Below are 26,844 nucleotides of genomic sequence, written 5' to 3' on the forward strand. Positions count from 1 at the left end.
GCAAGGTTAAAGTTTGGCGGCGAGAAGGTCTTCAAGTTTGCGCTGGTCGACGGCGAACTGGCGGATGCCGTCCGCCAGTTTTTCCACGGCCATGGCGTCCTGATTGTGCTCCCAGCGGAATTCCGCTTCGGTCATGGCTTTCGGTTTTGGCAGAACGGTGGAGGTCGGCACCAGCTTGCGGATCACCGTTTCTTCTTTGTCCTGTAGCTCCTGGAGCAGGTTAGGGGAGATGGTCAGACGGTCGCAGCCTGCCAGGGCGAGGATCTGCTCGGTACGGCGGAAGCTGGCCCCCATCACGATGGTTTCGTAGCGGTGCTGTTTGTAGTAGTCGTAGATATTACGGACCGATTTCACGCCCGGATCCTCATCCACCACGTACGGATCCATCGGCTGTTTCGCCTGATACCAGTCGTAGATGCGCCCGACAAACGGCGAGACGAGGAACACGCCCGCTTCAGCGCAGGCGCGCGCCTGGGCAAACGAGAACAGCAGCGTCAGGTTGCAGTGGATGCCCTCTTTTTCCAGCACCTCTGCCGCGCGGATGCCTTCCCAGGTGGAGGCCAGCTTGATCAGAATGCGTGATTTATCGATCCCCTGCTCCTCGTACAGTTCCACCAGGCGATGCGCCTTATTAATGCTCTTTTCTTTATCGAACGAGAGGCGGGCGTCGACTTCGGTCGAGACGCGGCCCGGGATGCTTTTAAGAATTTCCGCACCAAAATTAACCGCCAGCTTATCGCTGGCTTCGGCAACCTGCTGCTCCTGCGTTTTCCCGCGCTGTTTACCGTAGGCAATGGCGTCATCAATCAGATGGCTAAAATGGGCAAGCCCTGCAGCTTTGAGCAGTAGCGAAGGGTTAGTGGTCGCGTCCTCCGGCTGATAGTGGCGAATCGACTCGATATCGCCGCTGTCTGCAACCACGGTGGTGAATTTTTTGATGCCGTCTAGCTGGTTCATAAATAATTACTCCTTGGAAATAAAAGAGTTAGATGAGTGCGTTAGTTCACACTTCTGGAAAAATCATGATGGACTTAACAAAAAAGCATAGCAGACGGAGGAGGCATTGCTTTTGAGACGGGTAACATGGCTGTTATAAATTGATAACAATTTTTAATGTGTGATGGTGAGAGTTTGGCTGCCTTCAAAGTTTAGGAGGCGGCCTGAGGCGATACTAGGCGGCACACCAGGGTGTGCATCAGGATCGCTTACGTCACCCTTTTGACCGATACGTGAAAGGAAAAATAAGATGGATGAGCAGTTGAAACAGAGTGCCCTCGATTTTCACGAGTTCCCTGTCCCGGGCAAAATCCAGGTCTCCCCAACCAAGCCGCTGGCAACCCAGCGCGATCTGGCGCTGGCCTATTCGCCGGGCGTCGCAGCCCCGTGTCTGGAAATCGAAAAAGACCCGCTGGCGGCCTACAAATATACCGCGCGCGGCAACCTTGTCGCCGTGATCTCTAACGGCACGGCGGTGCTGGGGCTGGGCAACATCGGCGCGCTGGCCGGTAAGCCGGTGATGGAAGGGAAGGGGGTGCTGTTCAAGAAATTCGCCGGTATCGACGTGTTCGATATCGAGGTGGATGAACTCGATTCTGACAAATTCATCAACGTGGTGGCCGCGCTGGAGCCGACCTTCGGCGGGATCAACCTGGAAGACATCAAAGCGCCGGAATGTTTCTATATCGAGCAGAAGCTGCGCGAGCGTATGAACATTCCCGTGTTCCATGATGACCAGCACGGCACCGCGATTATCAGCACCGCCGCGATTCTGAACGGCCTGCGCGTGGTAGAGAAAAATCTCTCCGACGTGCGCATGGTGGTCTCTGGCGCAGGCGCCGCGGCCATCGCCTGTATGAACCTGCTGGTGGCGCTGGGTATGCAGAAACACAACATTGTGGTCTGCGACTCCAAGGGCGTTATCTATAAAGACCGCGAGCCGAACATGGCGGAAACCAAAGCGGCGTACGCGGTCGACGACGACGGTAAGCGCACCCTGGACGACGTGATTGACGGCGCGGATATCTTCCTCGGCTGCTCGGGTCCGAAAGTACTGACCCAGGAGATGGTGAAGAAGATGGCGCGTGCGCCAATGATCCTGGCCCTGGCGAACCCGGAACCGGAAATCCTGCCGCCGCTGGCGAAAGCGGTGCGCGAAGACGCCATCATCTGTACCGGCCGTTCGGACTACCCGAACCAGGTCAACAACGTGCTCTGCTTCCCGTTCATCTTCCGCGGTGCGCTGGACGTCGGCGCAACGGCGATCAACGAAGAGATGAAGCTTGCCGCCGTTCACGCCATCGCGGAGCTGGCGCACGCCGAGCAGAGCGAAGTGGTCGCGTCCGCGTACGGCGATCAGGATCTGAGCTTTGGTCCGGACTACATCATTCCAAAACCGTTCGACCCGCGTCTGATTGTCAAGATTGCCCCTGCGGTGGCCAAAGCGGCGATGGACTCCGGCGTGGCGACGCGTCCGATTCATGATTTCGACGCTTACGTCGATAAGCTCACCGAGTTTGTCTATAAAACGAACCTGTTCATGAAGCCGATCTTCTCTCAGGCCCGCGCCGACGCGAAGCGCGTGGTGCTGGCGGAAGGGGAAGAGGCGCGCGTGCTGCACGCCACCCAGGAGCTGATCACCTTAGGCCTGGCGAAGCCGATCCTGATTGGTCGTCCGAGCGTGATTGAAATGCGTATCCAGAAGCTGGGCCTGCAGATTAAGCCGGGCGTCGACTTCGAGATCGTTAACAACGAATCCGATCCGCGCTTCAAAGAGTACTGGAGCGAATACTACGCGATCATGAAGCGCCGGGGGATCACCCAGGAACAGGCGCAGAAGGCCGTCATCAGCAACACGACGGTGATCGGCGCGATCATGGTGCATCGCGGCGAGGCGGACGCGCTGATCTGCGGCACCATCGGCGATTACCACGAGCACTTTAGCGTGGTGCAGGAGATCTTCGGCTATCGCGACGGCGTCCATACCGCCGGGGCGATGAACGCGCTGCTGCTGCCGAGCGGCAACACCTTTATTGCGGACACCTACGTTAACGGCGATCCGACCCCGGACGAGCTGGCGGAAATCACGGTGATGGCCGCCGAGACCGTGCGTCGCTTTGGTATTGAGCCGAAGGTGGCGCTGCTGTCGCACTCTAACTTTGGTTCGTCTAAATCCGCGGCGGCCTGCAAAATGCGTCAGACGCTGGAGCTGGTGCGCGAGCGTGCGCCGGAGCTGATGATTGACGGGGAAATGCACGGCGATGCCGCGCTGGTGGAAAGCATCCGTAACGAACGTATGCCGGACAGCCCGCTGAAGGGATCGGCCAACATACTGATTATGCCGAACGTGGAAGCGGCGCGTATCAGCTATAACCTGCTGCGCGTCTCCAGCTCTGAAGGGGTGACCGTAGGACCGGTACTGATGGGCGTGGCGAAACCGGTGCACGTGTTAACGCCGATTGCCTCTGTGCGCCGTATCGTGAATATGGTGGCGCTGGCGGTGGTTGAGGCGCAGACGCAGCCGCTGTAATTTTTACCCTCTCCCAAAGGGAGAGGGCATAAGGGCTACACCCAGTCCCGAACCTGAATAAACTCACGCAAGGCAGCCTCCGGGCTGCCTTCTTTTGGTTCGTAGCAGTACTCCCAGCGCACCAGCGGCGGCATCGACATCAGAATCGACTCCGTGCGCCCCCCGGTCTGCAGACCGAAAAGCGTCCCGCGATCCCACACCAGGTTGAACTCCACGTAGCGCCCGCGGCGGTAGAGCTGGAATTCACGCTCGCGCACGCCGTAGTCGGTATTTTTACGACGCTCGACAATCGGCAGATAGGCGTCGGTATAGCCTTCGCCTACCGCGCGCATAAAGCTGAACGCGGTATCAAAATCAGGCGTGTTGAGATCGTCAAAGAACAGCCCGCCGATGCCGCGCTGCTCGTCGCGGTGCTTCAGGTAAAAGTAGTCGTCGCACCACTTTTTAAATTTCGGGTAGACGTCTTCGCCAAACGGTAGGCAAAGATCCCGCGCGGTGGTGTGCCAGTGCACGGCATCTTCTTCGAAGCCGTAGTATGGCGTTAAATCGAAACCGCCGCCGAACCACCAGACCGGGTCGGCGCCTGGTTTTTCCGCAATGAAAAAGCGCACGTTGGCGTGGCTCGTCGGCACGAACGGGTTGTGCGGGTGCACTACCAGCGAAACGCCCATCGCCTCGAAGCTACGGCCCGCCAGTTCAGGACGATGCGCCGTCGCAGATGCGGGCATGGCGTCGCCGTGAACGTGGGAAAAATTCACGCCTGCCTGTTCGAAGATGCCGCCGTTTCGCAGCACGCGGCTGCGCCCGCCGCCTCCAGCCTCGCGCTGCCAGTTATCTTCCTGAAATTCACCGCCGTCTGCGGCAGCCAGTTTCTGGCAGATCTCATCCTGCAGCTGCAGCAGGAAGGTTTTGACCAGTTGAGCATCGGGTTTCATCAACGTTTCCTGGAGTGCGCTTTTTGGTTATCGAACCAGTTGAAGTAACTGATAATGCCGGAGGCGATAGCGTTGGCGATCTTCTGACGAAACGCCGTGGTGCCGAGGAGCCGCTCTTCTTCCGGGTTGGTAATAAAGGACGTTTCCACCAGCACGGACGGGATGGACGGCGACTTCAGCACCACGAATGCCGCCTGCTCGGTGCCTTTGCTGTGCAGACGATGCACCGGCTTAATTTTCTTCAGAATATGCGAGCCGAGCGTCAGGCTATTTTTAATCGTATCCGTCTGCACGAGGTCGAACAGCACCTGCTGAAGCAGGTGATCTTTGTCGGTGGCTTTTTTCCCGGCGACTTCATCCGCGCGGTTTTCGCGGTCGGAAAGGTATTTTGCCATGGCGCTACTGGCGCCACGGTTAGAGAGTGCAAACACCGAGGCGCCGGCCGCAGAAGGGTTGGTAAAGCCGTCGGCGTGAATCGACATAAAGAGATCCGCACCGTGCTGGTGGGCGATCTCAACGCGGTCATACAGCGGAATAAAGGTGTCGCCAGAGCGCGTCAGACGGGCGTCAATGCCGTTGCTGCGTAAAATTGCGCGCACATTTTTTGCAATTGCCAGCACGACGTGTTTTTCTTTCGACCCGTTTTTGCCGATGGCGCCGGTATCAATACCGCCGTGGCCCGGGTCGAGCATTACCAGACGCTTCGCGCCCGGCTTTTTGGTTTTCGGTTTGCTGTGTCCGTTACTGGTTTTGAGCGTGCTCTCGTCTTTTGCCTGAGCCTGCTTTGCGATGCCCGTTAACGTTAAGGCCGCCAGCCCCGCTTTGAGAACCTGACGACGCGATGTGAGTGCTTTTAATGGTTTGAATGTGCTCATGCGGCCTGAATACTAAAAAATGGGGTCCTGGTGTTATATCGTATCGTGTTTCCCGTTACGACAGTCCATGTTGAGAATTGTTTTACTTTTCATTTCAATACGTGACAAAGTGACATTATGCCAAATTTTGGCGAGATTTTCCCCGGTTATTGGCGAAAGGCGAGCTTCGCGCCATAATCACTGTTTTTAAACCCGAAAAGGCGGTTAATACCATGGAGATACGCGTTTTTCGCCAGGAAGATTTCGAAGAGGTGATCACCCTTTGGGAGCGCTGCGATCTGCTGCGTCCGTGGAACGATCCGGAAATGGATATCGAACGTAAGGTGAATCACGACGTCAGTCTGTTTCTGGTCGCGGAAGTCAATGGCGAGGTTGTGGGGACGGTCATGGGCGGTTACGACGGCCACCGCGGCTCGGCCTATTATCTGGGCGTCCACCCGGAATACCGTGGCCGCGGCATTGCCAATGCGCTGCTGAACCGGCTCGAGAAGAAGCTGATTGCCCGCGGCTGCCCGAAAATCCAGATCATGGTGCGGGAAGATAACGACGTGGTGCTGGGCATGTATGAGCGTCTGGGCTACGAGCATTCCGACGTGCTGAGTTTAGGAAAGCGTCTGATCGAAGATGAAGAGTACTGAGATCCACCCGGCAGACTATGACGCGCAGGGCCGCGTCAGGCTGCCCTTTTTATTCTGGTGCGTTTTGCTGCTCCAGGCCCGCACCTGGGTGCTGTTTGTAATGGCCGGAGCGTCGCGCGGGCAGGGCGATACGCTGCTGAATCTCTTCTATCCCGATCACGATGCATTCTGGATCGGATTACTGCCGGGCATTCCGGCCGTACTGGCTTTTTTGGTCAGCGGACGGCGGCATTTGATACCACGTTTTTGGCGTGCGCTTCGCTGGCTGCTGATCCTCGCCCAGGTTGCGCTGCTCTTCTGGCAGCCGGTACTCTGGTGGTACGGTGAGCCGCTGACGGGCACCGGCGTTGCGCTGGTGGTTGCCGATATTGTGGCGCTGCTGTGGCTGCTGACCAACCCGCGTCTTCGCGCCTGTTTTGCGCATCAGGATGATTAATCCGGCACTTTTTGCCGATGTCGCACTCCAACAAGCGTTGATTTAACAAGAAAGGACGTTTCAATGAAATCGCTGCGTTTACTTTTATGCGCTCTCCCGCTGGCGTTGACCGGCTGTTCGACGCTCTCCTCCATTAACTGGTCCGCCGCGTATCCGTGGAACTGGTTTGGCTCATCAACGGAAGTGACCGAGCAGGGCGTGGGGAAAATTACCGCCGCGACGTCGCTGGATCAGGACGCCATTCAGGATGCGCTCAGCGGCGATTACCGCCTGCGCAGCGGCATGAAAACGGAGAATGGCAATATTGTTCGCTATTACGAAGCGCTGAAGGGCGACAAGCTGGCGCTGGTGATTAACGGTGACAAAGGCACCGTAAACCGTATTGCTGTGATGGATGAGGATATTCCGACGGCGAGCGGTGTGAAGGTGGGGACGGCGTTCAGCGACCTTTATAAGCAGGCCTTTGGCAACTGCACCAGCCTGCCGTCTGACGACAAGGTCGCGGTGGAATGTAAGGCTGAAGGCAGCCAGCACATCAGCTATGTCTTCACCGGAACCTGGAGCGGCCCGGAAGGTCTGATGCCGTCTGACGACACGCTCAGGAGCTGGAAAGTGAGCAAAATACTCTGGAAGCAGTAATTTGCGCCTGAACAAACCGCCTCGCTGAAATCCGGGTATAATAGCCGCCATCAATGCCACGCTGACGTGGCATCTTTATTTCAGGAGGAGCGATGTCTCAGGTTCAGAGTGGCATTTTGCCAGAACATTGCCGCGCGGCGATTTGGATTGAAGCCAATGTTAAAGGGGACGTGGATGCCCTGCGTGCGGCCAGTAAAGCGTTTGTTGATAAGCTGGCCACCTTCCAGGCCAAATTCCCTGAAGCCCACCTCGGCGCGGTTGTTGCCTTTGGCAATAACGTCTGGCGTCAGCTGAGCGGTGGCGAAGGGGCGGAAGAGCTGAAAGACTTCATCCCTTACGGCAAAGGTCTGGCTCCGGCAACCCAGTACGACGTGCTGATCCACATTCTCTCCCTGCGTCACGACGTGAACTTCTCCGTTGCCCAGGCGGCAGTAGCGGCCTTTGGCGACAGCATTGAGGTGCAGGAAGAGGTTCACGGCTTCCGCTGGGTGGAAGAGCGCGATCTGAGCGGCTTCGTCGACGGCACCGAAAACCCGGCGGGTGAAGAGACGCGTCGTGAAGTCGCGGTAATCAAAGACGGCGTGGACGCGGGCGGCAGCTACGTGTTCGTGCAGCGCTGGGAGCACAACCTCAAGCAGCTTAACCGCATGAGCGTGCACGACCAGGAGATGATGATTGGCCGCACTAAAGAAGCCAACGAAGAGATCGACGGCGACGACCGTCCTGTGACCTCTCACCTGACCCGCGTTGACCTGAAAGAAGACGGCAAAGGGCTGAAGATTGTCCGCCAGAGCCTGCCTTACGGCACGGCAAGCGGCACGCACGGCCTCTACTTCTGCGCGTACTGCGCGCGCCTGTATAACATTGAGCAGCAGCTGCTGAGCATGTTCGGTGATACCGACGGCAAGCGCGACGCCATGTTGCGCTTCACCAAACCGGTGACCGGCGGCTACTACTTTGCGCCGTCCGTTGAGCGTCTGCTGGCGCTGTAATGTCCTTTCTCCCTCTCCCTGTGGGAGAGGGCCGGGGTGAGGGCATCAGGCCTCCCCCTTATTCCCTTTTCTGCTTCTAAATCACCAAACGGTATATAAAACCGTTACTCCTTTCATCCCCGTTATAAATATTATGACTATAAGATAGTCATCACATTTATAAGGGTGCGCAATGGCCGTTACTGTACTGAAAAAAGGAACTCTGGCGCTGGCAGGTTTACTGCTGGTGGCACAGGCGCAGGCGACTGAACTGTTAAACAGTTCGTATGACGTCTCCCGCGAGCTGTTTGCCGCCCTTAATCCACCGTTTGAACAGCAGTGGGCGAAAGACAATAACGGCGACAAGCTGACCATCAAGCAGTCCCACGCCGGGTCGTCCAAGCAGGCGCTGGCGATTTTGCAGGGCCTGAAAGCGGATGTGGTGACCTACAACCAGGTGACTGACGTGCAGATCCTGCACGACAAAGGCAAGCTGATCCCGGCAGACTGGCAGAGCCGACTGCCGAACAATAGTTCCCCGTTCTATTCCACCATGGGCTTCCTGGTGCGTAAGGGCAACCCGAAGAATATCCACGACTGGAGCGACCTGGTGCGTTCCGACGTGAAGCTGATTTTCCCGAATCCAAAAACTTCCGGTAACGCGCGTTATACCTATTTAGCTGCGTGGGGCGCGGCGGACAAGGCTGACGGTAATGATAAAGCCAAAACCGAGCAGTTCATGACCCAGTTCCTGAAAAACGTCGAAGTGTTTGATACCGGCGGCCGCGGGGCGACAACGACCTTCGCGGAACGCGGTCTCGGCGATGTTCTGATCAGCTTTGAATCGGAAGTGAATAACATCCGCAAACAGTACGAAGCGCAGGGCTTCGAGGTCGTTATCCCGAAAACCAACATCCTGGCCGAGTTCCCGGTGGCGTGGGTGGATAAAAACGTGCAGGCGAACGGTACCGAGAAAGCGGCAAAAGCCTATCTCAACTACCTGTACAGCCCGCAGGCGCAGACCATCATTACCGATTACTACTACCGCGTGAATAACCCGGACGTAATGAACAAGCTGAAAGATAAGTTCCCGCAGACCGATTTGTTCCGCGTGGAAGATCATTTCGGCTCCTGGCCTGATGTGATGAAAACGCATTTTGCCAGCGGCGGTGAGTTAGACAAACTGCTGGCGGCGGGGCATAAGTAATGTTTGCAGTTTCGACAAAACGCGTGCTGCCGGGCTTTACCTTAAGCCTCGGGACCAGCCTGCTGTTCGTCTGCCTGATCCTGCTGTTGCCGCTCAGCGCGCTGGTGATGCAGCTTGCTCAGATGAGCTGGGCGCAGTACTGGGACGTGGTCACCAACCCGCAGGTGGTGGCGGCCTATAAGGTGACGCTGCTGTCGGCGTTTGTCGCCTCCATTTTTAACGGCGTGTTTGGCCTGCTGATGGCGTGGATCTTAACCCGCTATCGCTTCCCGGGCCGCACGCTGCTTGACGCCCTGATGGATCTGCCGTTTGCGCTGCCGACGGCGGTGGCGGGCTTAACCCTCGCGTCGCTCTTCTCCGTGAACGGGCTGTACGGCGAGTGGCTGGCGAAATTCGACATCAAAGTAACCTACACCTGGCTCGGTATCGCGGTGGCGATGGCTTTTACCAGCATCCCGTTTGTGGTCCGTACCGTGCAGCCGGTGCTGGAAGAGTTGGGTCCGGAATACGAAGAAGCGGCGGAAACGCTGGGCGCCACGCGCTGGCAGAGCTTCCGCAAGGTGGTTCTGCCGGAGCTCTCTCCGGCGCTGATGGCGGGCGTCGCGCTGTCGTTTACCCGCAGCCTCGGTGAGTTCGGCGCGGTGATTTTTATCGCCGGGAACATCGCCTGGAAAACAGAAGTCACCTCGCTGATGATTTTCATCCGTTTGCAGGAGTTTGATTATCCGGCGGCGAGCGCGATTGCCTCGGTGATCCTGGCAGCCTCGCTGCTGCTGCTGTACTCGATTAACACTCTGCAAAGTCGCTTTGGTCGACGTGTGGTAGGTCACTGATGGCGGAAGTTACGCAATTGAAGCGATACGATGCATCCCGCATTAACTGGGGTAAATGGTTTCTGATTGGGGCGGGCGTGCTGGTTTCCGCCCTCATTCTCGTCGTGCCGACGGTTTATATCTTCGTTCAGGCATTCAGCAAGGGCCTGATGCCCGCGCTGGAAAACCTGGCGAACCCGGATATGCTGCATGCCATCTGGCTGACCGTGCTGATTGCGCTGATCACCGTGCCGGTGAACCTCGTGTTCGGGACCCTGCTGGCCTGGCTGGTAACCCGCTTTAACTTCCCGGGACGTCAGCTGCTGCTGACCCTGCTGGACATTCCTTTCGCCGTATCGCCGGTGGTGGCGGGTCTGGTGTACCTGCTCTTTTACGGCTCCAACGGCCCGTTGGGCGGCTGGCTGGACGAGCATAACCTGCAGATCATGTTCGCCTGGCCGGGCATGGTGCTGGTCACCATCTTCGTGACCTGTCCGTTTGTGGTGCGTGAGCTGGTGCCGGTGATGTTAAGCCAGGGGAGCAACGAAGACGAAGCGGCGGTGCTGCTGGGCGCTTCCGGCTGGCAGATGTTCCGTCGCGTGACGCTGCCGAATATCCGCTGGGCGCTGCTTTACGGCGTGGTGCTGACCAACGCCCGCGCGATTGGTGAGTTCGGTGCCGTGTCCGTCGTCTCCGGCTCTATCCGGGGTGAAACCCTGTCGCTGCCGCTCCAGATTGAGCTGCTGCAGCAGGACTACAACACCATCGGCTCGTTTACTGCCGCAGCGTTGCTGACGCTGATGGCCATCTTGACCCTGTTTTTGAAGAGTGTGGTGCAGTGGCGTTTAGAAAATCAGGAAAAACGTCAGCATCAGGAGGGAAATCATGAGCATTGAGATTGCCAATATTAAGAAGTCTTTTGGTCGCACCCAGGTGCTGAATGATATCTCGCTGGATATCCCTTCCGGACAAATGGTGGCGCTGCTGGGGCCGTCCGGCTCGGGCAAAACCACGCTGCTGCGTATTATCGCCGGGCTTGAGCATCAGACCAGCGGGCACATCCGCTTCCACGGCACCGACGTGAGCCGTCTGCACGCCCGCGATCGTAAAGTAGGCTTTGTGTTCCAGCACTACGCGCTGTTCCGCCACATGACCGTGTTCGACAACATCGCGTTTGGCCTGACCGTGCTGCCGCGTCGCGAACGTCCGGATGCGGCAACCATTAAGGCGAAAGTGACCAAACTGCTGGAGATGGTGCAGCTGGCTCACCTGGCGGATCGTTTCCCGGCCCAGCTGTCCGGCGGGCAGAAACAGCGCGTGGCGCTGGCGCGCGCGCTGGCCGTTGAGCCGCAAATTCTGCTGCTGGATGAACCCTTCGGCGCGCTGGATGCGCAGGTGCGTAAAGAGCTGCGCCGCTGGCTGCGCCAGCTGCATGAAGAGCTGAAGTTCACCAGCGTCTTCGTGACCCACGATCAGGAAGAGGCGATGGAAGTTGCGGATCGCGTGGTGGTCATGAGCCAGGGCAACATTGAGCAGGTTGACGAGCCGGAGCAGCTCTGGCGTGAGCCGGCGACCCGCTTCGTGCTGGAGTTTATGGGCGAGGTAAACCGTCTGCAGGGCACTATTCGCGGCGGACAGTTCCACGTTGGCGCGCACCGCTGGCCGCTGGGCTATACCTCCGCGCATCAGGGGCCGGTCGATCTGTTCCTGCGTCCGTGGGAAGTGGACGTGAGCCGCCGAACCAGCCTGGATTCACCGCTGCCGGTGCAGGTGCTGGAAGCTAGCCCTAAAGGTCACTACACCCAATTGGTGGTACAGCCGCTGGGCTGGTATACCGAGCCGCTGACCGTGGTCATGCGCGACGACGTGCCGCCGCACCGGGGTGAGCGCCTGTTTGTTGGGTTGCAGCACGCCCGTATTTATCACGGGAAGGAGCGCATCGAGACGCGCGAGGATATTGCTCTGGCGGAGTCAGCCTGATAGGTTAGGATTACGTAGTTTTGCCGGGTGGCGCTGCGCTTACCCGGCCTACAATATGACGTCTGTAGGCCCGGTAAGCGAAGCGCCACCGGGCTTTTTATTGGACAGCGATCATGAATACACTAGAACACACCATCGGCAACACTCCTCTGGTCAAGCTTCAGCGCATGGGTCCGGACAACGGCAGCGAAATCTGGGTCAAACTCGAAGGCAATAACCCGGCGGGGTCGGTGAAAGACCGCGCGGCGCTGTCGATGATTGTCCAGGCCGAAAAACGTGGAGAAATCAAGCCAGGCGACGTGCTGATTGAGGCCACCAGCGGCAACACCGGTATCGCCCTGGCGATGATTGCCGCGCTGAAAGGCTACCGCATGAAGCTGCTGATGCCGGACAACATGAGCCAGGAGCGCCGCGCCGCGATGCGTGCCTACGGGGCCGAGCTGATTCTGGTGACCAAAGAGCAGGGAATGGAAGGCGCGCGAGACTTAGCGCTGGAGATGGCCGGGCGCGGTGAAGGTAAACTGCTGGATCAGTTCAACAACCCGGACAACCCGTACGCGCACTACACCACCACCGGCCCGGAAATCTGGCAGCAAACCGACGGGCGTATCACCCATTTTGTCTCCAGCATGGGCACCACAGGCACCATTACCGGGGTATCGCGTTTTCTGCGCGAGCAGGAAAAAGCCGTCACCATCGTTGGCCTCCAGCCGGAAGAGGGGAGCAGCATTCCGGGGATTCGCCGCTGGCCGGCGGAGTATATGCCCGGCATCTTTAATGCGCAGCTGGTGGATCAGGTGCTGGATCTTCACCAGCGCGAGGCGGAAAATACCATGCGTGAGCTGGCCGTGCGCGAAGGTATCTTCTGCGGCGTCAGTTCGGGCGGCGCGGTAGCGGGTGCGATTCGGGTGGCGCAGGCAAACCCGGGGGCGGTAGTAGTGGCGATTATTTGCGATCGCGGCGATCGCTATCTGTCTACCGGCGTCTTTGGTGAAGAGAGTTATTCGCAGGGGGCGGGGATTTAAGCGTCATGGAGATGATTCTATTCCGGGATAACACCCGGGCGCAGCAAACCGACATTGTCGCAGTGCAGTCGCAGGTGGTTTACGGCAGCGTGGGGAACAGCATTGCGGTACCGAATATTCGTACCCACAGGCTGAACGTCACCGCCGTGCCGACGGTTCTGTTTAGCAACACGCCGCATTACGACACGTTTTATGGTGGGGTGATCCCCGACGAGTGGTTCAGCGGCTATCTTAAGGCACTGGAAGAACGCGAGATCCTGCGCGAGCTTAAAGCGGTCACCACCGGCTATATGGGCAGCGCAAGCCAGATCGTCCTGCTGGCTCAATGGCTGAAGGCGGTCAAAGCGCAGCATCCTGACCTGCTGGTGCTGGTCGACCCGGTTATCGGAGATATCGACAGCGGTATGTACGTCAAGCCCGAGATCCCGCAGGCGTATCGGGAGCACCTGCTGCCGCTGGCGCAGGGGATTACGCCAAACGTCTATGAGCTGGAAGTGTTAAGCGGCAAACCGTGCCGTACGCCGGAAAGCGCCATCGCGGCGGCGCAGGGACTGCTCTCTGATAGCCTGAAATGGGTGGCGATCACCAGCGCGCCGGTGACCGATGACCCGGAAAACATCCACGTGGTGCTGGTGACGAATGAAGGCGTGACCGTCAGCGCGCATCCGCGCGTAGAAACCGATCTGAAAGGGACGGGCGACCTGTTCTGTTCAGAGCTGGTGAGCGGAATTGTTGAGGGGAAAACCGTTGCCGACGCCATTCGCATGGCCGGCGATCGGGTGACTGACGTGATGCTCTATACCCAGTCGAAGGGCTACGACGAGCTTATCCTACCGGCATAAACAAAAATGGCGCCCGAAGGCGCCATTTTTCTGTGCGGCAAGAATTACTTCTTGATGCGGATAACCGGAGTTTCACCTACGGTGACGCTGCCAGACAGTTTGATCAGTTCTTTGATTTCGTCCATGTTGGAGATAACAACCGGCGTCAGGGTAGACTTGGCTTTTTCTTCCAGCAGTGGCAGATCGAATTCAATTACCGGGTCGCCAACTTTAACACGCTGGCCTTCTTCCGCGATACGTTTGAAGCCTTCGCCTTTCAGTTCAACGGTGTCGATACCGAAGTGAACGAACAGTTCGATACCGCTATCAGATTCGATAGAGAACGCATGGTTGGTTTCAAAAATTTTACCGATGGTGCCGTCAACTGGAGCAACCATTTTGTTGCCAGTTGGTTTGATAGCAATGCCATCACCAACGATTTTCTCAGCAAACACTACATCCGGCACGTCTTCGATGTTGACGATCTCGCCGGAGAGCGGAGCAACAATCTCAATAGTTCCGGAGTCTTTCTTATCATCAGAAACCAGAGATTTCAGTTTATCGAACAAACCCATGATCTTCTCCTAAGCAGTAATTTGGGCCGCATCTCGTGGATTAGCAGATTGTTTTTTCTTCAATGAACTTGTTAACCAGCGTCATTAACTCGTCCGTTGTCGGTTGAGCAAGAGCCTGCTCTGCTAACACCTTCGCATCTTCGAAGTTCGTGTTACGGATAATCTTCTTAATGCGCGGGATGGAAATGGCGCTCATAGAGAATTCGTCCAGACCCATACCCAGCAACAGAAGTGTAGCACGTTCGTCGCCTGCAAGCTCACCACACATGCCAGTCCATTTACCTTCTGCATGAGAAGCATCAATAACTTGCTTGATCAAGTTCAGTACGGACGGTGACATTGGCTGGTAGAGATGTGAAATCATATCATTACCACGGTCAACTGCCAGGGTGTACTGCGTTAAATCATTGGTGCCGATACTAAAGAAATCAACTTCTTTGGCTAAATGACGCGCAATGGTCGCCGCCGCAGGTGTTTCCACCATCACGCCGATCTCGATTGACTCGTCAAACGCTTTACCTTCGTCGCGCAGTTCCTGTTTGTAGATTTCGATCTCTTTCTTCAGTGCACGCACTTCTTCAACAGAGATGATCATCGGGAACATGATGCGCAGTTTACCGAAAGCAGAGGCACGCAGGATCGCACGAACCTGGTCACGCAGGATCTCTTTACGATCCATCGCGATACGGATTGCACGCCAGCCCAGGAACGGGTTCTCTTCTTTCGGGAAGTTCATGTACGGCAGCTCTTTGTCGCCGCCGATGTCCATGGTACGGACGATAACCGCCTGAGAACCACACGCTTCAGCCACGGCTTTATAGGCAGCAAACTGCTCTTCTTCCGTTGGCAGCGCGTCGCGGTCCATGAACAGGAATTCTGTACGATAGAGACCTACGCCTTCCGCACCGTTGCGCTCAGCGCCATCAACGTCGCGGACGGTACCGATGTTTGCGCACACTTCTACCTGATGGCCGTCCAGGGTGATGGCTGGCAGGTCTTTCAGCTTAGCGAGTTCCGCTTTTTCAGTCGCAACTTGCTCCTGAACCGCGCGCAGTTTATCGATCTCTTCATTGGTTGGGTTGACGTAAACCAGATTGTTTACGGCATCCAGAATCAGATAGTCGCCGTTTTTCACCTGAGAGGTGACGCTACCGGTACCCACGATGGCAGGCAGTTCCAGAGAGCGCGCCATGATAGAGGTGTGAGAGGTACGGCCACCCGCGTCGGTGATGAAACCGAGGACCTTTTTCAGGTTCAGCTGTGCGGTTTCAGACGGGGTGAGGTCAGCGGCAACCAGGATCACTTCATCCTGAATCGCGCTCAGGTCGATAATGGCCAGACCCAGAATGTTGCGCAGCAGGCGCTTACCGATGTCACGTACGTCAGCCGCACGCTCTTTCAGGTATTCATCATCCAGTTCTTCCAGGGCAGTTGCCTGACCTTCGATAACTTCATGCGCAGCCGCGTCGGCCGTCATGCCTTTATCTTTAATCAGGGCTATGATTTCCTGCTCCAGCTCCTCATCTTCGAGCAGCATGATGTGCCCTTCGAAGATGGCTTCTTTTTCTTCACCGAAAGTTTCGCCAGCTTTAGTTTTGATTGCTTCCAGTTGCGCAGATGCCTTGGCACGACCGCTCAGAAAACGTTCAACTTCCTGATCAACCTTGTCGGCAGAAATTTTTTTCCGGTCGATGACGATCTCGTCTTCTTTCAGCAGCAGTGCTTTGCCGAAAGCGATACCCGGGGATGCTAAAATGCCTGAAATCATAACCCTACCTTACTTGTGACTGATATTTAAAAGAACCCGGAAACTTACTCGAGCTCAGCCATCAGTTTTACCAGATGCTCAACTGCTTTCTGCTCGTCTTCACCTTCTGCAGAGATGGTGACAACGGTGCCCTGAGTCAGGCCCAGAGTCTGCAGTTTGAACAGGCTTTTTGCGCTCGCGCTTTTGCCGTTGGAAGTCACAGTGATTTCAGAAGTGAAGCCTTTTGCTTCTTTAACAAACTGAGCAGCAGGGCGGGTGTGCAGACCGTTCGGAGCGGTAATGGTAACTTCTTGCTGGAACATTGTATTTCCCCAACTTATAGGTTTAGTGTTGTGGAACTAAAGTCTAGCCTGGCGACTGAACTTTAGCCTGTATTGTTAGCGCTGACGTTTCGATCGTCATTAAACATTATGCAGCGAAAGCAAGACTTGAACCAAATCATAAAATCGATTCAGCAAGGCTATTTCATTCACCGATTAATTTCACGCATCAAAATAATTGCTGGTTTAAATACCAGACCCAACGGGGTGAAGCAATGCCAGGAGGGGCAAAAGTTTGAAGCAGGCCACAAAAAAGCACCTGAAAAGGTGCTTTTTTACGCGTTATTAACATGCTGGCACTACTGTTGCAGTTCTTTTTCGGTAAACAGATCGGCAAACAGTGCGGTGCTCAAGTAACGCTCGCCCGAAGAAGGAAGGATAACCACAATATTCTTGTTGGTAAAGGCTTCATCTTCCTGAAGCTTGAGCGCTGCCGCAACGGCTGCACCGGAAGAGATACCCGCCAGAATGCCTTCTTCATCCATCAGGCGACGCGCGGTAGAAATGGCTTCTTCGTTAGTGATAGTCACCACTTTATCGATCAGCTTCAGATCCAGGTTGCCCGGAATGAAGCCTGCGCCAATACCCTGAATTTTATGCGGGCCTGGCTTAAGCTCTTCACCCGCCAGTGCCTGGGTGATAACCGGTGAGTCAGTTGGCTCAACGGCAACGGTGATCAGGTCTTTTTTACCCTTTGTGCCTTTAATATAGCGTGACACGCCGGTCAGCGTACCGCCGGTACCTACGCCGGAGATAAAGACGTCAACCTGGCCGTCGGTATCTTCCCAGATTTCCGGACCTGTGGTCTTCTCGTGAATTTCCGGGTTAGCCGGGTTGCTGAACTGCTGAAGCAGCAGATATTTCGCCGGATCGCTGGCCACAATCTCTTCAGCTTTCTGAATGGCGCCCTTCATGCCCTTCGCGCCTTCGGTCAGCACCAGGTTCGCGCCCAGCGCTTTGAGCAGCTTACGACGCTCAATGCTCATGGTTTCTGGCATGGTCAGCGTCAGCTTGTAGCCACGCGCGGCGGCAACATAGGCCAGAGCGATACCGGTATTGCCGCTGGTCGGTTCCACCAGCTCAACGCCAGGCTTCAGTACGCCACGTTTTTCAGCATCCCAAATCATGTTTGCACCGATACGGCATTTTACGCTGAAGCTCGGGTTACGTGATTCGACCTTCGCCAGAATGCGTCCATTACCGATACGGTTCAGTCGAACCAGGGGCGTATGACCGATAGTCAGCGAGTTGTCTTCATAAATCTTACTCATGGCCTGTCCTTAACTGTATGAAATTGGGATACCGACCCAGCATACCTGTTGAGCAGGTAGGGGGAAGTAAGGAATTCGCATATCTATATACTGCAAGGAAATAATGGGGATCAGTATGGAATAAGGGGCGGCATAAGCCACCCCTGCTTTACACATTTTTGCATTATTTCCATAACGCGTGCTTAGCACGGTAGCAGTCGACCCACATCGCCGTCGCGCCGCAGACGGCGACGGGCATGATGAACAGATTCAGGAAGGGAATCATGGTGAACAGGCTGGTTAGCGCGCCAAACTGCATGTTCGCGACCTTCTGGCTTCGCAGGGCAGTGCGCATCTCTTTAAACGGCACCTTGTGGTTATCGAACGGATAGTCGCAGTACTGGATGGCCAGCATCCAGGCGCTGAACAGGAACCACAGCACCGGCGCCACCGTCTGGCCAATGCCTGGCACAAAATAGAGGATAAGCAGCACGACCGCGCGGGGCAGGTACCAGGCAAACTTCTGCCACTCGCGCTTCATGATGCGTGGCAGGTCTTTCATGATCCCCAGCACGCCCGTGTCCGGTGGCGTCGCACCGGTAAGCCGCGCTTCCAGCTGTTCCGCCAGCAGACCGTTAAACGGTGCGGCTATCCAGTTGGCAATCGTCGAAAAGAAGTACCCAAACACCAGCAGCACGGAGATCACCGCCACCGGCCAGAGCAGGTAGTTAAGCCACTGCAGCCAGTCCGGAACGTAACTCATCAGCGATGGGATCCAGCTCTCCAGCTTTGTGAATAGCCACCAGAACGCGCCGCCCATCAGAATAATGTTGATCAACAGCGGCAGAATCACGAAGCGTCGAATCCCCGGCAGGGAGACCAGTTTCCAGCCCTGAGAAAAATACCAGACGCCGCTGCGCGGGGGAGAAGAAGATGTTGAAACCATAGCCAGGCTGTACTCCTTTTTACACAACCAGTGGAATTGCCCGCCTATATTATCCACTTACGGAGCAATGACCAGTTCGGAAATGTTCGAAAAACCAGCAAAAAGCACGATTTCCTTCATCTTTATGCTGTGAATGCTCTGCACACACTTGCACTTGACGTAAACGGCAAATACTCTTAGTGAGTAAATGTTTGCCGTGGTGGCAAGGTGTTAGAACAACAGAGAATATAATGATGCAGGATTTGCGTCTGATATTAATCATTGTTGGCGCGATCGCCATAATCGCTTTACTGGTACATGGTTTCTGGACCAGCCGTAAAGAGCGTTCCTCGATGTTTCGCGATCGCCCACTGAAGCGCATGAAGTCCAGTCGTGACGACGATGACAGTGAAGATGACATCGACGGCAGCGATGACGACGGCGTGGGTGAAGTTCGTGTTCATCGGGTCAATACTGCGCCCGGCGCAGGCCATGGGGAGCATGAAGCGCCTCGTCCTTCGCAGCACCAGTATCAACCGCCGTATGCTTCTGCACAGCCGCGCCAGCCAGCGCCGCAGCCTGTGGAAGAACCGGTGCGCCAGCCGCCGCAACAGCCTGTCTATCAGCAGCCTGCTGCGCCACAGCCGGTTCAACAGCAACCGGTGCAGCAGCCCGTGCAGCAACATCCTGCTCAGCCGGTACAACAACCGCAGCAGCCTGTTCACGTACAGCCTGCGCCTCAGCCTGCTCCGGCTCCGCACGTTGAGCCTGAGCCCGTTGTAGAACCAGAGCCGGTTGTTGAAAAACCGCAGCGTAAAGAAGCGGTGATCATCATGAACGTGGCCGCGCATCACGGCAGCCATCTTAACGGTGACGTGCTGCTCAACAGTATTCAACAGGCAGGATTCAAGTTTGGCGATATGAACATTTTCCATCGCCATCTGAGCCCTGACGGTAGCGGTCCGGCGCTGTTCAGCCTGGCCAACATGGTTAACCCTGGCACCTTTGATCCGGAAATGACCGGTGATTTCGTGACCCCGGGCGTCACTATCTTTATGCAGGTGCCTTCTTACGGCGACGAACTGCAAAACTTTAAGCTGATGCTGCAGTCCGCTCAGCACATCGCTGACGAAGTCGGCGGCGTGGTGCTCGACGATCAGCGTCGAATGATGACCCCGCAGAAGCTGCGCGAGTATCAGGACCGCATCCGCGAAGTTAAGGAAGCTAACGCGTAATCGTCGCGTTTACTTCAACTCCTCCTCAACCCCCGCCTGTCGGGGGTTTTTTCTCATTGATGGTGCGATATGGACTCAATCGAACAACAACTCACTGAACTGCGAACCACGCTTCGCCATCATGAATACCTCTATCATGTTATGGACGCGCCGGAAGTCCCGGATGCGGAATATGACCGCCTGATGCGCGAACTGCGCGAATTAGAGGCGCAGCATCCGGAGCTTATCACGCCTGATTCCCCTACCCAGCGCGTCGGCGCTGAGCCGCTTGGCGCTTTCAGCCAGGTGCGCCATGAGGTGCCGATGCTGTCGCTGGATAACGTCTTCGATGAAGAGAGCTTCCTCGCGTTTAACAAGCGCGTGCAGGATCGTCTGAAAAGCAGCGACTCCCTCACCTGGTGCTGCGAGCTCAAGCTGGATGGCCTGGCGGTCAGTCTTCTCTACGAAAACGGCGTGCTGGTGCGTGCCGCAACGCGTGGCGACGGTACGACGGGCGAAGACATCACCACCAACGTGCGTACCATCCGCGCGATCCCGCTGAAGCTGCAGGGTGACAACATTCCCGCGCGTCTGGAAGTGCGCGGCGAGGTGTTCCTGCCTCAGGCGGGCTTCGAGAAAATTAACGATGAGGCGCGTCGCACCGGCGGGAAGGTGTTTGCTAACCCGCGTAATGCGGCGGCAGGCTCTCTGCGCCAGCTTGACCCGCGTATTACCGCGAAGCGACCGCTTACTTTCTTCTGCTACGGCGTCGGTATTCTGGAGGGCGGCGAGCTGCCGGATACGCACCTCGGACGCCTGCTGCAGTTTAAAGCGTGGGGCCTGCCGGTGAGCAACCGCGTTCAGCTCTGCGACTCGCCGGAAGCGGTGCTGGCGTTCTACCACAAGGTGGAAGAGGACCGTCCGACGCTCGGTTTTGATATTGATGGCGTCGTCATCAAGGTGAATTCTCTGGCGCTGCAGGAGCAGCTGGGCTTTGTGGCGCGCGCGCCGCGCTGGGCGGTGGCGTTTAAGTTCCCTGCTCAGGAGCAGATGACCGTCGTTCGTGATGTGGAGTTCCAGGTCGGTCGTACGGGGGCGATTACCCCGGTCGCCCGTCTGGAGCCCGTGCAGGTTGCGGGCGTGCTGGTGAGTAACGCCACGCTGCATAACGCCGATGAAATCGAACGCCTCGGCCTGCGCATTGGTGACAAAGTAGTGATTCGCCGCGCGGGTGACGTTATCCCGCAGGTGGTTAACGTCGTGGAGTCAGAACGTCCTGCCGATACGCGCGAGATCGTCTTCCCGACCCACTGCCCGGTGTGCGGCTCCGACGTTGAGCGTGTGGAAGGTGAAGCGGTGGCGCGCTGCACGGGTGGCTTAATCTGTGGCGCGCAGCGTAAAGAGTCGCTGAAGCACTTCGTCTCCCGTCGGGCGATGGACGTCGACGGCATGGGCGACAAGATTATCGATCAGCTGGTTGAGAAAGAGTATGTTCATACGCCAGCGGATCTCTTCAGGCTGACGGCAGGTAAACTGACCGGCCTGGATCGCATGGGGCCAAAGTCAGCCCAGAATGTGGTTAACGCGCTGGAAGCCGCCAAAGAGACCACCTTTGCCCGCTTCCTGTACGCGCTGGGCATTCGTGAAGTGGGTGAGGCAACGGCAGCGGGCCTGGCGGCGTACTTTGGTACGCTGGAGGCGCTGGAAAAGGCAAGCATCGACGAGCTGCAGAAAGTCCCTGACGTAGGCATTGTGGTCGCCACGCACGTCTTTAACTTCTTCGCCGAAGAGAGCAACCGTGAAGTTATCGGCAAGCTGCTGGAAGAGGGCATCAGGTGGCCAGCGCCGGTAGTGGTTAACGCCGAAGAGATCGACAGCCCGTTCGCCGGTAAAACGGTAGTCCTGACCGGCAGCCTGAGCCAGCTTTCACGCGACGATGCGAAAGCGCGCCTGGTGGCGCTGGGGGCCAAAGTGGCGGGCAGCGTGTCGAAGAAAACCGACCTGGTGATCGCCGGGGAAGCGGCGGGCTCTAAGCTGGCGAAAGCCCAGGAGCTCGGCATTGAGGTTATCGACGAAGCGGAAATGATGCGTCTGTTAGGAGAGTAACGTGGAGAAAGAACAGCTCGTTGAAATAGCCAATACGGAGATGCCGTTCGGTAAATACAAGGGCCGCAGGCTGATTGATTTGCCGGAGGAGTATCTGCTGTGGTTTGCCCGCAAGGATGAATTCCCGGCAGGGCGACTGGGCGAGCTGATGGCTATCACGTTACTGATCAAAACCGAGGGGCTGACCCAGCTGGTTCAGCCCCTGAAACGTCCTTAAGCCTTCGCGGCGCGGGTCTCTTCCTGCGCCAGCTTTTCGGTCTGGCGCTTGTAGCGACGCGCCAGCACCGCGCAGACCATCAGCTGGATCTGGTGGAAAATCATCAGCGGCAGCACCATCATCCCAATCACCGAGGTCGGGAATAGAATATTGGCCATCGGGATACCGTTAGCCAGGCTCTTTTTCGAACCGCAGAACACAATGGTGATTTCATCCGCTTTGCTGAAGCCGCACCTGCGTGCCACAAAGACGTTTACCGCAATCACAATCGCCAGCAGGACGATGCTGACCACCACGATAAACAGCAGCGAACCTGCGCCCACCTTATGCCAGATCCCGTTCACAACCGCTTCACTGAAGGCGGAATAGACCACCAGCAGAATCGACGACTGGTCGGTTTTTGAGATCCATTTCTTGTGCTTAGCCACGAACGCCCCGGTCCATGGACGGGATAGATGCCCCAGGACAAACGGCAGCAGCAGCTGCAGGCAAATTTTTCCAACCTGCTCGAGATTGCCTTCCGCGCCGTGCATGTTCATCAGCAGGCCCACCAGCAGCGGGGAAACGAAAATCCCTAACAGGCTGGATGCCGATGCCGAGCAGACCGCGGCCGCAACGTTCCCTCCGGCGAGAGAGGTAAAGGCAATGGCGGACTGTACGGTAGCCGGCAGAATACAGAGATACAGGAAACCGGTGTAGAGCGCCGGGTCGACGTTAACCGGCGCCCACCAGGCAAACAGCACTCCGAGGATTGGGAACAGAATGAACGTGCTGCACATCACCCAGAGATGCAGCCGCCAGTGGCTACCGCCGGAAATAATCGCTTCGCGCGAGAGCTTTGCGCCGTGCATAAAGAACAGCAGCGCGATGGCGGCCGTCGTCAGCCCTTCAAAAAACGGGACGAAGCCCCCGCGGGCGGGGAAGAACGAGGCCAGTAAAACGGTAACCACCAGGGTGAGCGTAAACGGATCAACAATACGAAATAGTTTCATAATGACTCCTGAAAACAGATGTCGCTATTGTGCTTTTTTCCATTTGAGAAATAAAATTGATTTATTGCATCCATTCATGAATGAAACAGATGAATTACTCCTTACGCCAGCTTCGTATTTTCGTCACCGTCGCTCACGCCCGCAGCTTTAGCCGGGCAGGGGAGATGATTGGCCTGAGCCAGTCGGCGGTCAGCCACAGCGTGAAAGAGCTTGAGAATCAGACCGGGGTGAAGTTGCTTGACCGCACAACCCGTGAAGTGGTGCTGACCGAAGCGGGGCAGCAGCTCGCCCTGCGTCTTGAACGATTGCTGGATGAGCTGAACAGCACGCTCAGAGACGTGGGGAGGCTGGGGCAGCAGCTTTCGGGGACCGTGCGCGTCGCGGCCAGTCAGACAATCTCTGCACACCTTATCCCGCAATGTATTGCCGAGGGAAGTCATCGCTACCCGGACATTGATTTTGTCCTGCATGACAGGCCGCAGCAGTGGGTGCTGGAGAGCATCCGTCAGGGTGATGTGGATTTTGGTATTGTTATCGATCCCGGCCAGGCGAGCGATCTGGCGTGTGAAAGCGTACTTTCCGAGCCCTTTTTGCTGCTCTGCCGTGACGACGACCCGCTGGCCACGTTGCCGGAGGTCAGCTGGCAGTCCCTGACGGGCGCGAACCTGGTTTTACAGGATTATGCCTCGGGCAGCCGTCCGCTGATTGATTCCGCGCTGGTGAATCAGGGTGTAAAGGCAACGATCGTGCAGGAGATTGGTCACCCGGCGACGCTGTTTCCCATGGTGGAAGCCGGCATTGGCATCAGCGTGTTGCCCGCCCTGGCGCTTCCCCTGCCGCAGGGAAGCCGGCTGGCCGTCAAGCGATTAACGCCCGTTGTTGAGCGAAAGCTGATGCTGGTGCGGCGAAAAAATCGCTCACTCTCAGGGGCGGCGCAGGCTATCTGGGAAGTGGTGCGTATCCAGGCACAACGATTAACCGAAGCCCGCATACGCGACCCACTGTTTAACGCATCAGAAGATTAGATGTAAATATCAATCTGATTATTGTCTGAAGGGGTATTCACACCTTCCACTTTGCCCAGCTTTTGATCCTGCTTCTTTTGGGCCTCTTCTGCCTGCTGGCGCTGCAGCGCGGCGAGCTGTGCCTGCAGCACTTTGAGCTGGGTCTGAATAAGTTCCTGCTGCTTTTTCTTCTCATCGGTGCTGACGGGACTGTTTGCCAGCTCTTTTAACTGCTGAGTCAGCTTTTTGATCTTGTCGAGAATGCGGGTGATTTGCGCAGCAATATCGTTACTGCTCGAAGTTCCACTCGCGCCGCTGGTTTGAATCTGTTGGGTTGAAGCCTGAATGGTCGTCATACTTTTTCCTCGCGTTATAAAACAGAGGTATCGGCACTAACGGGATTAGCTTGAGCAAAACTGCCATATCTGGCAGGGAGTTACATTGATGCACAATCAGTATTAATGATGAGGTAAAAGTGTACTGGAAGGCGGAAGTAGACAAACTGCACATAGCAAAAAAGCGCCTTTAGGGCGCTTTTTTACATTGGTGGGTCGTGCAGGATTCGAACCTGCGACCAATTGATTAAAAGTCAACTGCTCTACCAACTGAGCTAACGACCCGAAATGGTGGGCGATGACGGGCTCGAACCGCCGACCCCCTCCGTGTAAAGGAGATGCTCTACCAACTGAGCTAATCGCCCATTTCGGAACTGCTGCGATAAGGTGAGAATGGTGGGCGATGACGGGCTCGAACCGCCGACCCCCTCCGTGTAAAGGAGATGCTCTACCAACTGAGCTAATCGCCCAATCTCAATTCTTATCTACACTGCGGGTCTACCGAAGTAGATGGTGGGTGATGACGGGCTCGAACCGCCGACCCCCTCCGTGTAAAGGAGATGCTCTACCAACTGAGCTAATCACCCCCGCTGTGTGGAGTCGCATTATAGGGAGAGTTGAAAATGAGTCAACGCATTTTCTAAAGTTTTTATTCGTTCGTCGTAAAATTAAACAAAACGATCGCGAAACGGGCAATGACGCATGATTTCTAAACAAAAATCGCAAACTCGGTCACGATAAAGGGATCAACATTGAGGAATCCCCCCACAGTGATAGAATATTGCCCATCGTTTTTTCCCCAGGATTTGCCGATTGCCGGCATCTTTATAACGTAAGGCCATTTCATGAAAATCAAAACTCGCTTCGCGCCGAGCCCGACAGGCTATCTGCACGTCGGTGGTGCACGTACCGCTCTCTATTCCTGGCTTTTCGCACGCCACAACAAAGGTGAGTTCGTGCTGCGTATTGAAGACACCGATCTTGAGCGCTCCACGCCAGAAGCAATTGAAGCCATTATGGATGGGATGAACTGGCTGAATCTGGAATGGGATGAAGGTCCTTACTTCCAGACCAAACGCTTTGACCGCTATAACGCCGTCATTGATGAGATGCTGGTCGCGGGCACGGCGTATAAGTGCTACTGCTCTAAAGAGCGTCTGGATGAACTGCGTGAAGCGCAGATGGCGAACGGTGAAAAGCCGCGTTATGACGGCCGCTGCCGCCACGACCATAGCGAGCATGCTGCAGATGAGCCTTGCGTGGTGCGTTTTGCTAACCCGCAAGAGGGCTCGGTGATCTTTGACGACCAGATCCGTGGCCCAATTGAATTCAGCAACCAGGAGCTGGACGATCTGATCATCCGTCGTACCGACGGTTCTCCAACCTACAACTTCTGCGTTGTGGTTGACGACTGGGATATGGAAATTACTCACGTTGTCCGTGGTGAAGACCATATCAACAATACGCCACGTCAGATCAACATCCTGAAGGCGCTGAATGCCCCTGTGCCAGTTTATGCGCACGTTTCCATGATCAACGGCGATGACGGGAAAAAACTGTCTAAACGTCACGGTGCGGTAAGCGTTATGCAGTACCGCGATGACGGCTATCTGCCGGAAGCGCTGCTGAACTATCTGGTGCGTCTGGGCTGGGCTCACGGTGACCAGGAGATCTTCAGTCGCGAAGAGATGATCGAACTATTCTCTCTGAGTTCTGTAAGCAAATCAGCGAGCGCCTTTAATACCGACAAGCTCCTGTGGCTGAACCATCACTACATCAACACCATGCAGCCAGAATATGTGGCGACGTATCTGCAGTGGCATATTGAGCAGGCAAATATTGATACCCGCACTGGCCCTGAGCTGGCGGACCTGGTGAAACTCCTCGGCGAGCGCTGCAAAACGCTGAAAGAGATTGCCGAAAGCTGCCGCTACTTCTATGAAGAGTTTGAAGAGTTCGACGCGGACGCCGCGAAGAAACACCTCCGTCCGGTTGCGCGTCAGCCGCTGGAAGTGGTGCGCGACAAGCTGGCGGCCCTTACCGAGTGGACCGCTGAGAATGTGCATCACGCCATTCAGGCGACGGCAGACGAGCTGGAAGTCGGTATGGGTAAAGTCGGCATGCCACTGCGCGTTGCGGTGACCGGGGCGGGTCAGTCTCCGGCACTGGATGTGACGGTTCACGCCATCGGCAAGTCACGCAGCGTGGCGCGTATTAACAAGGCGCTGGACTTTATCGCTGAACGTGAAAATCAGCAGTAATTAGGCCTCAGA

The 26,844-nt window shown here is 56.4% G+C and carries 26 protein-coding genes and 4 tRNA genes; 16 read left to right on the forward strand and 14 right to left on the reverse strand.

Annotated features, from left to right (window positions below):
* Positions 1 to 6 precede the first annotated feature (6 nt).
* A complete protein-coding gene (tal, locus tag HCH49_RS00660; protein ID WP_221701986.1) occupies positions 7 to 957 on the reverse strand; it encodes a transaldolase in 951 nt (316 codons plus the stop codon).
* A 289-nt stretch (positions 958 to 1,246) separates the two neighbouring features.
* Here tal and maeB point away from each other — a divergent pair, with 289 nt between their 5' ends.
* On the forward strand, positions 1,247 to 3,526 hold the full coding sequence (gene maeB, locus HCH49_RS00665; protein WP_221701987.1) for an NADP-dependent oxaloacetate-decarboxylating malate dehydrogenase: 2,280 nt from the start codon (positions 1,247 to 1,249) through the stop codon (positions 3,524 to 3,526).
* A gap of 35 nt (positions 3,527 to 3,561) precedes the next feature.
* On the opposite strand, the gene hemF is transcribed toward maeB, so the two are convergent.
* Both hemF and amiA read right to left on the reverse strand, forming a co-directional pair.
* Positions 3,562 to 4,461: an oxygen-dependent coproporphyrinogen oxidase gene (gene hemF / locus HCH49_RS00670; protein WP_029739984.1), complete on the reverse strand. Its 900-nt coding sequence runs from the start codon at positions 4,459 to 4,461 to the stop codon at positions 3,562 to 3,564.
* A complete protein-coding gene (amiA, locus tag HCH49_RS00675; protein WP_023308739.1) occupies positions 4,461 to 5,336 on the reverse strand; it encodes an N-acetylmuramoyl-L-alanine amidase AmiA in 876 nt (291 codons plus the stop codon). The genes hemF and amiA overlap by 1 nt, the downstream gene beginning before the upstream one ends.
* Positions 5,337 to 5,548: 212 nt before the next feature.
* Between amiA and HCH49_RS00680 the strand changes: the two genes are divergently transcribed.
* From HCH49_RS00680 to pdxK, 10 genes are all read left to right on the forward strand, one after another.
* Positions 5,549 to 5,974, forward strand: a complete 426-nt coding sequence (locus HCH49_RS00680) for a GNAT family acetyltransferase (protein ID WP_023308738.1) — start codon at positions 5,549 to 5,551, stop codon at positions 5,972 to 5,974.
* Positions 5,961 to 6,410: a DUF2919 domain-containing protein gene (locus tag HCH49_RS00685; protein WP_029739985.1), complete on the forward strand. Its 450-nt coding sequence runs from the start codon at positions 5,961 to 5,963 to the stop codon at positions 6,408 to 6,410. The genes HCH49_RS00680 and HCH49_RS00685 overlap by 14 nt, the downstream gene beginning before the upstream one ends.
* 63 nt (positions 6,411 to 6,473) lie before the next feature.
* The gene (locus HCH49_RS00690) at positions 6,474 to 7,049 is read left to right on the forward strand and encodes an RpoE-regulated lipoprotein (protein ID WP_211438343.1); all 576 of its coding nucleotides are present in this window, start codon (positions 6,474 to 6,476) and stop codon (positions 7,047 to 7,049) included.
* A gap of 92 nt (positions 7,050 to 7,141) precedes the next feature.
* Positions 7,142 to 8,041, forward strand: a complete 900-nt coding sequence (locus HCH49_RS00695) for a Dyp-type peroxidase (protein WP_039263701.1) — start codon at positions 7,142 to 7,144, stop codon at positions 8,039 to 8,041.
* A 172-nt stretch (positions 8,042 to 8,213) separates the two neighbouring features.
* A complete protein-coding gene (locus tag HCH49_RS00700; RefSeq protein ID WP_023308734.1) occupies positions 8,214 to 9,227 on the forward strand; it encodes a sulfate ABC transporter substrate-binding protein in 1,014 nt (337 codons plus the stop codon).
* Positions 9,227 to 10,060 carry a sulfate/thiosulfate ABC transporter permease CysT gene (gene cysT, locus HCH49_RS00705; RefSeq protein WP_004123378.1) on the forward strand — a complete coding sequence of 278 codons (834 nt, stop codon included), beginning with the start codon at positions 9,227 to 9,229 and terminating at the stop codon, positions 10,058 to 10,060. Before HCH49_RS00700 ends, cysT begins: the two co-directional genes overlap by 1 nt.
* Positions 10,060 to 10,935, forward strand: coding sequence for a sulfate/thiosulfate ABC transporter permease CysW (gene cysW / locus HCH49_RS00710; RefSeq protein ID WP_221701988.1), 876 nt, complete (start codon positions 10,060 to 10,062; stop codon positions 10,933 to 10,935). Before cysT ends, cysW begins: the two co-directional genes overlap by 1 nt.
* On the forward strand, positions 10,925 to 12,019 hold the full coding sequence (cysA, locus tag HCH49_RS00715) for a sulfate/thiosulfate ABC transporter ATP-binding protein CysA (RefSeq protein WP_008501607.1): 1,095 nt from the start codon (positions 10,925 to 10,927) through the stop codon (positions 12,017 to 12,019). Before cysW ends, cysA begins: the two co-directional genes overlap by 11 nt.
* A gap of 113 nt (positions 12,020 to 12,132) precedes the next feature.
* Positions 12,133 to 13,044 carry a cysteine synthase CysM gene (gene cysM, locus HCH49_RS00720; RefSeq protein WP_045355358.1) on the forward strand — a complete coding sequence of 304 codons (912 nt, stop codon included), beginning with the start codon at positions 12,133 to 12,135 and terminating at the stop codon, positions 13,042 to 13,044.
* Between the two features lie 5 nt (positions 13,045 to 13,049).
* Positions 13,050 to 13,886, forward strand: coding sequence for a pyridoxine/pyridoxal/pyridoxamine kinase (gene pdxK, locus HCH49_RS00725; protein WP_033146151.1), 837 nt, complete (start codon positions 13,050 to 13,052; stop codon positions 13,884 to 13,886).
* 44 nt (positions 13,887 to 13,930) lie between these two features.
* Here pdxK and crr read toward each other — a convergent pair whose 3' ends face one another.
* From crr to cysZ, 5 genes are all read right to left on the reverse strand, one after another.
* Complete coding sequence (crr, locus tag HCH49_RS00730; protein ID WP_003861316.1) at positions 13,931 to 14,440, reverse strand: PTS glucose transporter subunit IIA; 510 nt, start codon at positions 14,438 to 14,440, stop codon at positions 13,931 to 13,933.
* Between the two features lie 40 nt (positions 14,441 to 14,480).
* Positions 14,481 to 16,208: a phosphoenolpyruvate-protein phosphotransferase PtsI gene (gene ptsI, locus HCH49_RS00735; protein ID WP_023332954.1), complete on the reverse strand. Its 1,728-nt coding sequence runs from the start codon at positions 16,206 to 16,208 to the stop codon at positions 14,481 to 14,483.
* 44 nt (positions 16,209 to 16,252) lie between these two features.
* Positions 16,253 to 16,510 (reverse strand): phosphocarrier protein Hpr, encoded by a 258-nt coding sequence (ptsH, locus tag HCH49_RS00740; RefSeq protein WP_000487600.1) that lies wholly within the window; start codon positions 16,508 to 16,510, stop codon positions 16,253 to 16,255.
* A 317-nt stretch (positions 16,511 to 16,827) separates the two neighbouring features.
* Positions 16,828 to 17,799, reverse strand: a complete 972-nt coding sequence (gene cysK, locus HCH49_RS00745; protein ID WP_014884739.1) for a cysteine synthase A — start codon at positions 17,797 to 17,799, stop codon at positions 16,828 to 16,830.
* A gap of 163 nt (positions 17,800 to 17,962) precedes the next feature.
* The gene (cysZ, locus tag HCH49_RS00750) at positions 17,963 to 18,724 is read right to left on the reverse strand and encodes a sulfate transporter CysZ (RefSeq protein ID WP_039263698.1); all 762 of its coding nucleotides are present in this window, start codon (positions 18,722 to 18,724) and stop codon (positions 17,963 to 17,965) included.
* A 230-nt stretch (positions 18,725 to 18,954) separates the two neighbouring features.
* Between cysZ and zipA the strand changes: the two genes are divergently transcribed.
* From zipA to HCH49_RS00765, 3 genes are all read left to right on the forward strand, one after another.
* Positions 18,955 to 19,938, forward strand: coding sequence for a cell division protein ZipA (zipA, locus tag HCH49_RS00755; RefSeq protein WP_064673719.1), 984 nt, complete (start codon positions 18,955 to 18,957; stop codon positions 19,936 to 19,938).
* A gap of 69 nt (positions 19,939 to 20,007) precedes the next feature.
* Positions 20,008 to 22,023: an NAD-dependent DNA ligase LigA gene (gene ligA, locus HCH49_RS00760; protein WP_039263696.1), complete on the forward strand. Its 2,016-nt coding sequence runs from the start codon at positions 20,008 to 20,010 to the stop codon at positions 22,021 to 22,023.
* A 1-nt stretch (position 22,024) separates the two neighbouring features.
* Positions 22,025 to 22,240 carry a DUF3820 family protein gene (locus HCH49_RS00765; RefSeq protein WP_003861328.1) on the forward strand — a complete coding sequence of 72 codons (216 nt, stop codon included), beginning with the start codon at positions 22,025 to 22,027 and terminating at the stop codon, positions 22,238 to 22,240.
* On the opposite strand, the gene HCH49_RS00770 is transcribed toward HCH49_RS00765, so the two are convergent.
* Positions 22,237 to 23,232: a bile acid:sodium symporter family protein gene (locus HCH49_RS00770; RefSeq protein ID WP_221701989.1), complete on the reverse strand. Its 996-nt coding sequence runs from the start codon at positions 23,230 to 23,232 to the stop codon at positions 22,237 to 22,239. The two genes, HCH49_RS00765 and HCH49_RS00770, sit on opposite strands and share 4 nt — an antisense overlap.
* A gap of 89 nt (positions 23,233 to 23,321) precedes the next feature.
* Here HCH49_RS00770 and HCH49_RS00775 point away from each other — a divergent pair, with 89 nt between their 5' ends.
* Positions 23,322 to 24,257, forward strand: coding sequence for a LysR family transcriptional regulator (locus tag HCH49_RS00775; RefSeq protein ID WP_033146568.1), 936 nt, complete (start codon positions 23,322 to 23,324; stop codon positions 24,255 to 24,257).
* Here HCH49_RS00775 and HCH49_RS00780 read toward each other — a convergent pair.
* From HCH49_RS00780 to HCH49_RS00800, 5 genes are all read right to left on the reverse strand, one after another.
* On the reverse strand, positions 24,254 to 24,592 hold the full coding sequence (locus HCH49_RS00780) for a FlxA-like family protein (protein ID WP_047060695.1): 339 nt from the start codon (positions 24,590 to 24,592) through the stop codon (positions 24,254 to 24,256). The genes HCH49_RS00775 and HCH49_RS00780 overlap by 4 nt on opposite strands.
* Before the next feature lie 188 nt (positions 24,593 to 24,780).
* Positions 24,781 to 24,856: transfer RNA gene (locus HCH49_RS00785), tRNA-Lys, on the reverse strand.
* 4 nt (positions 24,857 to 24,860) lie between these two features.
* A tRNA-Val gene (locus HCH49_RS00790) sits at positions 24,861 to 24,936 on the reverse strand.
* Between the two features lie 29 nt (positions 24,937 to 24,965).
* A tRNA-Val gene (locus tag HCH49_RS00795) sits at positions 24,966 to 25,041 on the reverse strand.
* A 41-nt stretch (positions 25,042 to 25,082) separates the two neighbouring features.
* Positions 25,083 to 25,158, reverse strand: a tRNA-Val gene (locus tag HCH49_RS00800).
* A gap of 258 nt (positions 25,159 to 25,416) precedes the next feature.
* Here HCH49_RS00800 and gltX point away from each other — a divergent pair.
* Entirely contained in the window at positions 25,417 to 26,832 is a 1,416-nt protein-coding gene (gltX, locus tag HCH49_RS00805; protein ID WP_033146145.1) for a glutamate--tRNA ligase, read from the forward strand.
* Positions 26,833 to 26,844 lie beyond the last annotated feature (12 nt).

Source organism: Enterobacter sp. Y17, assembly GCF_019730495.1.
In the GTDB taxonomy this organism is placed as follows: domain Bacteria; phylum Pseudomonadota; class Gammaproteobacteria; order Enterobacterales; family Enterobacteriaceae; genus Enterobacter; species Enterobacter asburiae_B.

Bases quoted from the DNA above. Each gene is read 5' to 3' on its own strand.
- zipA (WP_064673719.1), top strand. From the start codon at position 18,955: ATGATGCAGGATTTGCGTCTGATATTAATCATTGTTGGCGCGATCGCC.
- pdxK (WP_033146151.1), top strand. From the start codon at position 13,050: ATGGAGATGATTCTATTCCGGGATAACACCCGGGCGCAGCAAACCGAC.
- cysZ (WP_039263698.1), bottom strand. From the start codon at position 18,724: ATGGTTTCAACATCTTCTTCTCCCCCGCGCAGCGGCGTCTGGTATTTT.
- ptsH (WP_000487600.1), bottom strand. From the start codon at position 16,510: ATGTTCCAGCAAGAAGTTACCATTACCGCTCCGAACGGTCTGCACACC.
- ptsI (WP_023332954.1), bottom strand. From the start codon at position 16,208: ATGATTTCAGGCATTTTAGCATCCCCGGGTATCGCTTTCGGCAAAGCA.
- cysW (WP_221701988.1), top strand. From the start codon at position 10,060: ATGGCGGAAGTTACGCAATTGAAGCGATACGATGCATCCCGCATTAAC.
- amiA (WP_023308739.1), bottom strand. From the start codon at position 5,336: ATGAGCACATTCAAACCATTAAAAGCACTCACATCGCGTCGTCAGGTT.
- HCH49_RS00680 (WP_023308738.1), top strand. From the start codon at position 5,549: ATGGAGATACGCGTTTTTCGCCAGGAAGATTTCGAAGAGGTGATCACC.
- ligA (WP_039263696.1), top strand. From the start codon at position 20,008: ATGGACTCAATCGAACAACAACTCACTGAACTGCGAACCACGCTTCGC.
- HCH49_RS00690 (WP_211438343.1), top strand. From the start codon at position 6,474: ATGAAATCGCTGCGTTTACTTTTATGCGCTCTCCCGCTGGCGTTGACC.
- HCH49_RS00780 (WP_047060695.1), bottom strand. From the start codon at position 24,592: ATGACGACCATTCAGGCTTCAACCCAACAGATTCAAACCAGCGGCGCG.
- maeB (WP_221701987.1), top strand. From the start codon at position 1,247: ATGGATGAGCAGTTGAAACAGAGTGCCCTCGATTTTCACGAGTTCCCT.
- HCH49_RS00695 (WP_039263701.1), top strand. From the start codon at position 7,142: ATGTCTCAGGTTCAGAGTGGCATTTTGCCAGAACATTGCCGCGCGGCG.
- cysM (WP_045355358.1), top strand. From the start codon at position 12,133: ATGAATACACTAGAACACACCATCGGCAACACTCCTCTGGTCAAGCTT.
- cysT (WP_004123378.1), top strand. From the start codon at position 9,227: ATGTTTGCAGTTTCGACAAAACGCGTGCTGCCGGGCTTTACCTTAAGC.
- tal (WP_221701986.1), bottom strand. From the start codon at position 957: ATGAACCAGCTAGACGGCATCAAAAAATTCACCACCGTGGTTGCAGAC.
- HCH49_RS00775 (WP_033146568.1), top strand. From the start codon at position 23,322: ATGAATTACTCCTTACGCCAGCTTCGTATTTTCGTCACCGTCGCTCAC.
- HCH49_RS00770 (WP_221701989.1), bottom strand. From the start codon at position 23,232: ATGAAACTATTTCGTATTGTTGATCCGTTTACGCTCACCCTGGTGGTT.
- hemF (WP_029739984.1), bottom strand. From the start codon at position 4,461: ATGAAACCCGATGCTCAACTGGTCAAAACCTTCCTGCTGCAGCTGCAG.
- cysA (WP_008501607.1), top strand. From the start codon at position 10,925: ATGAGCATTGAGATTGCCAATATTAAGAAGTCTTTTGGTCGCACCCAG.
- crr (WP_003861316.1), bottom strand. From the start codon at position 14,440: ATGGGTTTGTTCGATAAACTGAAATCTCTGGTTTCTGATGATAAGAAA.
- HCH49_RS00685 (WP_029739985.1), top strand. From the start codon at position 5,961: ATGAAGAGTACTGAGATCCACCCGGCAGACTATGACGCGCAGGGCCGC.
- cysK (WP_014884739.1), bottom strand. From the start codon at position 17,799: ATGAGTAAGATTTATGAAGACAACTCGCTGACTATCGGTCATACGCCC.
- gltX (WP_033146145.1), top strand. From the start codon at position 25,417: ATGAAAATCAAAACTCGCTTCGCGCCGAGCCCGACAGGCTATCTGCAC.
- HCH49_RS00700 (WP_023308734.1), top strand. From the start codon at position 8,214: ATGGCCGTTACTGTACTGAAAAAAGGAACTCTGGCGCTGGCAGGTTTA.